This window comes from Nocardioides alcanivorans, assembly GCF_021555175.1.
In the GTDB taxonomy this organism is placed as follows: domain Bacteria; phylum Actinomycetota; class Actinomycetes; order Propionibacteriales; family Nocardioidaceae; genus Nocardioides; species Nocardioides alcanivorans.
Genome location: NZ_JAKGRW010000048.1, coordinates 39,855 through 47,666, shown reverse-complemented (window position 1 = coordinate 47,666; position 7,812 = coordinate 39,855). Strand labels below are relative to the sequence as shown.

The 7,812-nt window shown below is 69.2% G+C and carries 9 protein-coding genes and 1 pseudogene; 6 read left to right on the top strand and 4 right to left on the bottom strand.

The features are described 5' to 3' along the window. Nucleotides 1-97: 97 nt before the first annotated feature. On the bottom strand, nucleotides 98-1,423 hold the full coding sequence (locus L1066_RS20875) for an ABC1 kinase family protein (RefSeq protein ID WP_235738227.1): 1,326 nt from the start codon (nucleotides 1,421-1,423) through the stop codon (nucleotides 98-100). A gap of 50 nt (nucleotides 1,424-1,473) precedes the next feature. On the opposite strand from L1066_RS20875, the gene L1066_RS20870 reads away from it, so the two are divergent. Both L1066_RS20870 and L1066_RS20865 read left to right on the top strand, forming a co-directional pair. Then, nucleotides 1,474-2,064: a hypothetical protein gene (locus tag L1066_RS20870; protein WP_235738225.1), complete on the top strand. Its 591-nt coding sequence runs from the start codon at nucleotides 1,474-1,476 to the stop codon at nucleotides 2,062-2,064. Beyond that, complete coding sequence (locus L1066_RS20865; protein WP_235738223.1) at nucleotides 2,061-2,480, top strand: hypothetical protein; 420 nt, start codon at nucleotides 2,061-2,063, stop codon at nucleotides 2,478-2,480. The genes L1066_RS20870 and L1066_RS20865 overlap by 4 nt, the downstream gene beginning before the upstream one ends. Nucleotides 2,481-2,501: 21 nt before the next feature. Here the strand turns inward: L1066_RS20865 and L1066_RS20860 are convergent, their stop codons facing one another. Then, nucleotides 2,502-3,191: an aspartate/glutamate racemase family protein gene (locus tag L1066_RS20860; protein WP_235738222.1), complete on the bottom strand. Its 690-nt coding sequence runs from the start codon at nucleotides 3,189-3,191 to the stop codon at nucleotides 2,502-2,504. A 61-nt stretch (nucleotides 3,192-3,252) separates the two neighbouring features. Then, nucleotides 3,253-4,002, bottom strand: a complete 750-nt coding sequence (locus L1066_RS20855; RefSeq protein ID WP_235738220.1) for an SDR family NAD(P)-dependent oxidoreductase — start codon at nucleotides 4,000-4,002, stop codon at nucleotides 3,253-3,255. A gap of 103 nt (nucleotides 4,003-4,105) precedes the next feature. Here L1066_RS20855 and L1066_RS20850 point away from each other — a divergent pair, with 103 nt between their 5' ends. The 4 genes and pseudogenes from L1066_RS20850 (at nucleotide 4,106) to L1066_RS20835 (ending at nucleotide 6,522) form a co-directional block, all read left to right on the top strand. Then, nucleotides 4,106-4,615 (top strand): hypothetical protein, encoded by a 510-nt coding sequence (locus L1066_RS20850; RefSeq protein ID WP_235738218.1) that lies wholly within the window; start codon nucleotides 4,106-4,108, stop codon nucleotides 4,613-4,615. A 182-nt stretch (nucleotides 4,616-4,797) separates the two neighbouring features. Further along, a pseudogene (locus tag L1066_RS20845) lies at nucleotides 4,798-5,223 on the top strand (glycosyltransferase); the annotation flags it as partial. Then, nucleotides 5,181-6,038, top strand: coding sequence for a glycosyltransferase (locus L1066_RS20840; RefSeq protein WP_235738216.1), 858 nt, complete (start codon nucleotides 5,181-5,183; stop codon nucleotides 6,036-6,038). The pseudogene L1066_RS20845 and the gene L1066_RS20840, both read left to right, overlap by 43 nt. Continuing rightward, a complete protein-coding gene (locus tag L1066_RS20835; RefSeq protein WP_235738215.1) occupies nucleotides 6,031-6,522 on the top strand; it encodes a type III secretion system chaperone family protein in 492 nt (163 codons plus the stop codon). The genes L1066_RS20840 and L1066_RS20835 overlap by 8 nt, the downstream gene beginning before the upstream one ends. Here L1066_RS20835 and L1066_RS28055 read toward each other — a convergent pair whose 3' ends face one another. Further along, nucleotides 6,523-7,794, bottom strand: a complete 1,272-nt coding sequence (locus L1066_RS28055; protein WP_235738213.1) for a C39 family peptidase — start codon at nucleotides 7,792-7,794, stop codon at nucleotides 6,523-6,525. Nucleotides 7,795-7,812 lie beyond the last annotated feature (18 nt).

Genomic DNA, 7,812 nt, shown 5'->3' with positions numbered 1-7,812 from the left:
GGTCACCACACCCACGTGCAGGGTCTCGACAGGCTCGACCAACGGGGGACAGGCTCGACCAACGGGCACCCGGACGGGGTCACTCACATCATCACGGTCAGTCGTCGGCGAAACCGGGGAGGAACTCCTCGAGCAGTCCTTGGAAGGGGACGGTGGCACCTACTTGGCAGAGCACGCCAATTCCACCTATCCAAACGCGGTGGATGAGCATGTAGTCAGGTGGCAGGTTGATCTTGAGTGCGGTCGCCACGTTGTCGCCGGTGGGAGTTGCGACGCGCATGGCCTGGCCCCGCAGCCACGCCCGGTCGAAGGTGAACTCCGGCTTGCGTGCTGCATCGAGGAACGGGCCGAGGTAGTCACGCATGGCATCGGCGGAGAACTCCGTGCGGTTCAGCAGGAAGCCCTCCTCGCGCAGACCCGCGACGACCGCCTCCCAGTCCTCATCGACCGCACGCCGCAGCAGCTCGCCCATCGGGCGGGGCAATCCGTCAGGCAGCCGCGCCACGGCTCCGTAGTCGACCACGCCCATCCGGCCGTCAGCCAGCACCCGGAAGTTGCCGGGATGCGGATCCGCATGGAGCAGGCCCAGTCGTGAGGGTGCGGAGACCAAGAACTCCGCATACAGGCCGCCGAAGTGGTTGCGTTGGTCCGCGCTTCCCTCCGCGATGATCGCTGCCAGCGACGACTCGCTCTCCAGCCACTCGGACACCAGTACCCGTTCGGTGTGGTGAACGACGGCAGGTACGACGATGTGGGGGTCGTCGACGTACTCCTCGGCGAAGGCGGTCTGGGACGCGGCCTCGAGCCGGTAGTCGAGTTCCTCGACGACCCGCTCCTCGATCTCGGCGAGCAGCGCCTTCACATCGAGTCCGGGCGCCACGACGGCAAACATCTTCGCCATCCGCGAAAGTTGCTTCAGGTCGGAGCGGAGCGCCTCGGCCGCGCCGGGATACTGCACCTTGACTGCCACGTCGCGGCCATCGGCCCAGACGGCGCGGTGCACCTGCCCCAACGACGCCGAGGCCACCGGTTGCTCGTCGAAGGAGTCGAAGAGGGCGCGCCACTCGCCGCCGAGCTGCTCGGTGAGCATCTCCTCGAGCAGCCGCTTCGACATCGGGGGAGCAGCGTCCTGCAGCTTCACCAGTACGTCGCGATAGGGCCCCGCAATCTCCTCGGGAAGCGCGGACTCGAAGATGCTCATCGCCTGGCCGAGCTTCATCGCCCCGCCCTTGAGCTCGCCGAGCACCTTGAAGATCTGGTCGGCAGTGCGCATCTGCACCTCAGTCAGCACCGCGGCTGCGGGGCGGCCAACGAGGCGCTTTCCGACCCCGAGTGTCGTACGCCCGGCGAAGCCGACGGGGATCGCAGCCAGCCGGGCGGTCCGCCCCAGCGCGCTGCGGCGCAACTCATCCCGCTCAGCCATGGGCTTAGGGTAGCCGCGCGAGCCAGCCCCCACCCGAGATCGGCGAACCGATGAGCCTCCTCCGCGCAGCACCTGGTCGCGGCCGCATGGCCGTCATTGCAGCCGCGACCGTCATGACGATGCTCGCGCTGGGCGGCTGCACCGGCGACGACTCCTCCGAGGCAGGGGAGCCCGCCCCACCGGTGCTCGGCACCACCGGCCCCGAACCCGGCACCTGCTTCGGCGGCGCCACGCTGGCGAGCGACGATGCCCTCGCCCTCATCGGGGAGCTCGACACCGTGGCGGTCGCAGCGGTACGCGACCTCCCGACGTACGACGACCCGATCGCCTGCGACCAGCCCCACCAGCTGGAGGTCTACGCAGTCGTCGATGCGCCGAAGGTCGCCCGGAACTACAACGCGGTGCTCGACAGCGGGGCGAAGGACCACCAGCGGATTCGATCGGCCGTCGCCGCGTCCTGCCGCGATGAGGCCGACCCGGCGCTGGCTGCCGCGGCCGATGCCAGTCCCCTCGATCTCATCCCCAGCCCCGCCTTCGTCGGTGGGATCCGGACCTCCTTCGTCCCCTTCCCCTACGCCGACTGGCGGGCGGGGAGCGGAAGTTCGCGTGCGTGCTGCGCCAGGACACCGCCCGAGCCATGAGGTACGCCGACTTCCAGAGCCCCGACCTCGACCCCACGCTGAGAGTCTGCCTCGACGACGACCTGGTCACCGTCGCCTGCAACACCCCGCACACCCGCGAGCAGTTGCTCGTGCTCACTGCCACCCCCGCCGTCACGTCCGGGCAGCTGCCTGGGCGCAGGGCGATCGAGGAGGATTCCGGCGGCACGTACGTCGAGCTCCGCGACGAAGCGTTCCAGCTGCTCGACGCGGAGTGTGGTGCCTACTTCTCCCTCGTCGCCAACGAGCCCGAGGCCGGACTCACCGCTGTCGCGGAGATCTATCCCGAGCTGTGGGGCGACACCGAGGGCGAGTTCTCCGTGGTCTGCACGGTCAGTTCGCCGCTCGAGGTCGGTCGTGGTGACATGGTCAAGACCGACCGATCCGTCGTGGACTGAGTGGCCGATCGCCCTTCGGGGTCAGCCGAGGGCGCGGTCGAGAGCGGCGTCGACGTGCAACGTCGTGCCCGGGAAGAGCGGCACCTCGACGTCGGTCTGCTTGACCAGCAGTTCCAACTCGGTGCAGCCGAGGATGACGCCTTCGGCACCGTTCTCCCACAGCTCCTCGATGACCTTCACCACCGTGCGACGGGAGTCGTCGTTGATCTTGCCGTGCACGAGCTCGTCATAGATGATCGCGTTGATCTCATCGTGCTTCTCGGGAGCTGGCACGATGACCTCGAGGCCGTGGCTGGCGAGTCGATCGGTGAAGAAGACGCGCGACATCGCGAAGGTGGTGCCGATCAGGGCGACCGAGTCCAGGCGGTGTTCCTTGCAGGCCTCCGCGATCACGTCGCCCAGGTGCAGCACCGGGATGCCGACGGCGGCTTCGACCTGTTCGGCCACCCGGTGGAAGGTCGTGGTGCACAACAGCAGGAAGTCGGCGCCCGCGCGCTCCACGGACCGAGCGGCCTCGGCCAGGATCTCCGCAACGGCGTCCCAGTCCTCCTGCTCCTGCAGGGCGGTGACCTCGGCGAAGTCCACGGAGGCCATCACGGTCTTCGCCGAGGAGAGCCCGCCGAGCCGTTGCTCGACGCCTCGGTTGAGGTCCCGGTAGTAGACCGCGCTGGATTCCCAGCTCATGCCGCCAATGAGTCCGATTGTCTTCACGCGGGGCAGTCTGACATGGATCGTTGGCCTTGTGGAGGACACCTCGGATTCGTCTCGCTGATCACTCCTGGACGCGATGGATCTTGTGCTGCGAGGCTTGGGCGCGTGGCTTGATCACGAGTTCGTCGATGTTGACGTGAGCCGGCCTGCTGGCCACGAAGGCGATCGCCTCGGCCACGTCCTCGGCCACCAGCGGATCGGGTACGCCGGCGTAGACCGCGTCCGCCCGGGCCTGGTCGCCGCCGAACCGCACCGTCGAGAACTCCTCCGTGTGCACCATGCCGGGGGCGATGTCGGTGACCCGGATCGGCTCGCCACACAACTCCAGTCGCAGCGTCTCCGACACGACCCTCGACGCGTGCTTCGCAGCCGTGTAGCCGGCGCCACCCTCGTAGGCGATGCGTCCGGCGGTCGACGTCACCGTCACCACCAGGCCGTCGCCGCTCGCACGCAGCGCAGGAAGGAGCGCCTGGGTGACCTGGAGGACGCCGAGCACGTTCACGTCGTACATCTGCCGCCACTGCTCGGGGTCGGCCTTCTCGATCGGTTCCAACCCGAAGGCGCCGCCGGCGTTGTTGACGAGCACGGCCAGCCGGGGGCCGACTGCCTCGGCCAACCGGGCCACGGCAGCAGGGTCGGTGACGTCGCAGGTGATCGCGATGCCGCCGATCTCATCGGCCAACGCCGCGATTCGCTCCTGACGCCGAGCAGCACACACGACTCGGTAGCCATCGCGGGCCAGGACTCGTGCGGTGGCGGCGCCGATTCCGCTGGAGGCGCCGGTGACGACTGCGACACGTGAAGGTTCCATGGACGCGAGTCTGCCGGATCGGATGCCCGAAAGGCGGTCACGGGGTGGCCCTCGGCCGTCCCGAGGAGGCAGACTGCCCGGCGACTCGGAAAGGTGGTGCGAGGTGCGAGCGATCACACTGCTCGGTGGAGTGATCGGAAGCGGGGCCTTGCTGCTCGAGTTGCCGCCGACGGCGACGTCGGCCGCGCTCGGCATGGTCATCGCGGTGATCGGCCTGCTCTTCGTGGGTGTCGTGGCAACCGGTCCGCTGTGGTTGCGCGTCGTCGTCACGGGCGGCTCAGCGCTCCTCGTCGCCTCACTCTGGCTGGCCCTCGAGACGGAGCTCGGGGCCGACAGGGTCAACCCGGTGGTGGGTGTCCTGGGCGTGGCCGGATTCGCTCTGGCGCTCATGCTCTCCTCGTCGGGCGCGTACGGCGCGGGCGTTCGCGAGCGACCGTCCCCGAGCCGAGGCCCACAGCCGGGGCGACTGCTGCGACCGAGGCGGGCGGCCCACCGCGGTCCCGGGTCCCGCGCCGCGAGCGAGGAAACGGTCCGGATCCCGATGCCGCGCGTCGCCTCCGAACCCGCGCTGCCGCCTCGGACTCGTCCCACCACACCGGTCCTCCCGTCGTGAGTCCCGACGGTCGGGGCGTGGCGCCCACGCGCGCTGACGCTGGCTCCGTGGCACCCGGCAGGGGCCAGGACGAGGGCCACTGGAGCGGTCATGCGGGGAGGGGCGGAATACTCCTCTCCCACACCGGGTTGTCATCCTCGGTGGATCCTGAGGAGGTGGAGCGCGTGACGGAGCGGGTGGCGATGATCAGCCTGCACACGTCCCCGCTCGACCAACCCGGTACGGGCGACGCCGGGGGCATGAACGTGTATGTGCTCGAGCTCTCCCGCCGCCTCGCGGATCGCGGGATCGAGGTCGACATCTTCACCCGGGCCACTTCATCGCGGCTGCCCGAGACGGTCCAGGTCGATGACGGCATCCTGGTGCGTCACATCTCCGCCGGGCCCTTCGAGGGCCTCTCGAAGGCTGAGCTGCCGGGGCAGATGTGCGTCTTCGCCCGCGAGGTGCTGCGCACCGAGGCCGGGTTGCTGCCCGGCCACTACGACGCCGTGCACTCCCACTACTGGCTCTCCGGTCAGGTCGGCGCGCTGGCCCGCGACCGTTGGGGGTGCCGCTCATCCACTCCATGCACACCATGGCCAAGGTCAAGAACGAGGCCCTCGCCCTCGGCGACACCCCCGAGCCGGCAGCCCGCGTCCTGGGCGAGGAGCAGGTCGTCGCGGCGGCCGACGCGCTCATTGCCAATACCGACCTCGAGGCCAAACAGCTGATCAACCTCTACGACGCGGCCCCGCACCGCGTCGACGTCGTGCACCCGGGTGTCGACCTGGGTCGCTTCCGGCCGCAGCCACGTGACGTCGTACGTCGCCAGCTCGGTCTGCCGCTCGATGCGCACGTGCTGCTCTTCGCTGGTCGCATCCAGCCGCTCAAGGCTCCTGATGTGCTTCTCCGCGCGGTCGCCGTACTCCTCGACGAGGACCCGGCCCTGCGTTCTCGCCTCGTCGTCCCCGTGGTCGGCGGACCCTCCGGCTCCGGACTGGAGCACCCGACCTCCCTGGCGGACCTCGCCGCCGACCTCGGCATCAGTGACGTGGTGCGCTTCGTGCCGCCGGTCAGGCAGGACGACCTGGCCCGTTGGTGCGCCGCGGCCACGCTGGTGGCGGTTCCGTCCTACAACGAGTCCTTCGGTCTGGTGGCCGTCGAGGCGCAAGCCACCGGCACCCCGGTGGTCGCCGCCGCGGTGGGCGGACTCACCACCGTCGTGCGGGACGGCCGGTCCGGGCTGCTGGTCGACACCCACGAGGCCCGCGACTGGGCCGCAGCGATCCGCAGGGTGCTCGATGACGCTGACTTCCGGGCCGAGCTTTCGCGCGGAGCACTGCGCCAAGCCGCTGACTTCTCGTGGGAGCGCACCGCCGAGGCCACCCTCGACGTCTATGCCAAGGCATCGCGTGCGATGCGGGAGGAGACAGCACATGTCTGATGCGCGTGGGGTGGTCCGCCAGTGGCTGGCCGACAACGAGATCGAGGCCGACGAGACCGAGACGGGGATGTTCTCCTTCTCGTTGCCCGGTGAACGCAAGCTCCAGACGCCGGTGCGGCTCGACGTGGGGCCGCACTCGTTGGGTGTGCACGCCTTCGTCTGTCGCAACCCCGACGAGAACCATGAGACCGTCTTCCGGTGGTTGCTCGAGAAGAACCTGCGGCTCTTCGCCGTCGCCTTCGCTGTCGACCACCACGGCGACATCTACCTCGACGCGCGGTTGCCGCTCACCACCGTCACGGCCGACGATCTCGACCGGGTGCTCGGCACCGTGCTCGCCACGGCTGACGAGTCCTTCAACACCCTGCTGGAGCTGGGCTTCGCCACGTCGATCCGCAAGGAGTGGGAGTGGCGGATCTCGCGGGGCGAGTCGACTGCGAACCTCGAGGCCTTCCGCGGCTGGCTCGAGGCCGACGACTCCTGATCACCAGCGGCCGTTGCTCTTCGGCAGCGGTTTGTCGGCGGGATGCACCACGTAGCTGATGCCGCCGGATCCCCGCAGCCATGCTCGCTCGAACTGGGCCCGGTCGTAGGTCCGTCGTACCTCGGCGTTCCTGCTCGCGGCGGGGTCGTGCACCAGCACGTCACCGGCAGCCGTGAACCCGCTGACCACGATCAGGTGGCCGTTGGTGGAGGAGATCGGGGCACCGGTGAGCTCACCGCGCCCGAACTTGACCGACACCACCACTGGAATGCCCTTCTTCACCAGCTTCTCGGCATCCCTGAGATTGCGCAGCCTGGTGACGAATCCGTCCAGGCCGTAGTTGCCCGCGTAGGCGGTGGTGAAGGGCCAGTTGCCGGTACCGCGATAGCGGTGGTCGTAGGTGTGCCGGGCGGCGTGGTCGACGCGGGCGTCCGCGCCCTTCTCCCACGCCAGGGCTTTGGGTTTCGGTCCCTTGCCGAAGTGCTGCACCACCATCGCCATCGAGGTGGGCGAGCACCAGGCCTCGCCGCCACCGCCCCACTCCGGGTGATGACCCGCGTGCACCATCTGCGAGTACGTCGGCAGCGTCAGTTGTCGGGTCGTCTTCATCGTGGTGGCACTCACCGGTGTGCTCACGGTGGTGCGGTCGGCGGCGACGCCGTTGACAGAGGTGAGCTTGGGGGTGCGCTTGGTGCCCTGCGGGCGCAGCAGGGTGATGCGCACCTGCCACCGGTCGAAGCTCTTGCCAGCGTTGGCCAGCACCGTGTCGGTCGCGAGGCGAGCCAGGTCATCGGGTTGCGCGGCACCAGAGTGCGGTCGCACGCCCTTGGGGGTGAAGCCCCACAGGGCGACCTGGTCCCACGATCCCTTGGTCGAGCCGGAGGCGACCCGCACCTCGACCTTCACCAAGGTCTTCTTCCTGGCCTTCGCATTCCAGCTCGGCACGAGATTGGTGGCCTTGAAGCCGGGCCTGGCCCAGGTGGAGAGCCAGCGTGCCCGCTCGAAGGTCTTCGTCTTCTTCGTGCCGAACGGGTCGGCGACCTTCTCGGTTCCCGTGGCCTTCGCGATGCGCAGGTTGCCGTTGCGCACCTCGGTCCCGCGGTGCTTGCCCTTCGACAGATCGGTGCCTACCCAACGGCTGAGGGTGATCTGCGCCTTCCCCGAGGCCGGAGCAGCAGCGGCGAGGGACGACGTACCGACCACGGGGGTGGCGAGCGTCGTCCCCACGGCGAGCGTGAGGGCAGCTGCGGCGAGTCGGCGTGGAGAGGTCACGCCAGTCACTGTAGGCAC

What these genes read in the sequence shown, in the direction of transcription:
- L1066_RS20875 (WP_235738227.1), bottom strand. Translation starts at nt 1,423, where the DNA reads ATGGCTGAGCGGGATGAGTTGCGCCGCAGCGCGCTGGGGCGGACCGCC.
- L1066_RS20870 (WP_235738225.1), top strand. Translation starts at nt 1,474, where the DNA reads ATGAGCCTCCTCCGCGCAGCACCTGGTCGCGGCCGCATGGCCGTCATT.
- L1066_RS20865 (WP_235738223.1), top strand. Translation starts at nt 2,061, where the DNA reads ATGAGGTACGCCGACTTCCAGAGCCCCGACCTCGACCCCACGCTGAGA.
- L1066_RS20855 (WP_235738220.1), bottom strand. Translation starts at nt 4,002, where the DNA reads ATGGAACCTTCACGTGTCGCAGTCGTCACCGGCGCCTCCAGCGGAATC.
- L1066_RS20840 (WP_235738216.1), top strand. Translation starts at nt 5,181, where the DNA reads ATGCACACCATGGCCAAGGTCAAGAACGAGGCCCTCGCCCTCGGCGAC.
- L1066_RS20835 (WP_235738215.1), top strand. Translation starts at nt 6,031, where the DNA reads ATGTCTGATGCGCGTGGGGTGGTCCGCCAGTGGCTGGCCGACAACGAG.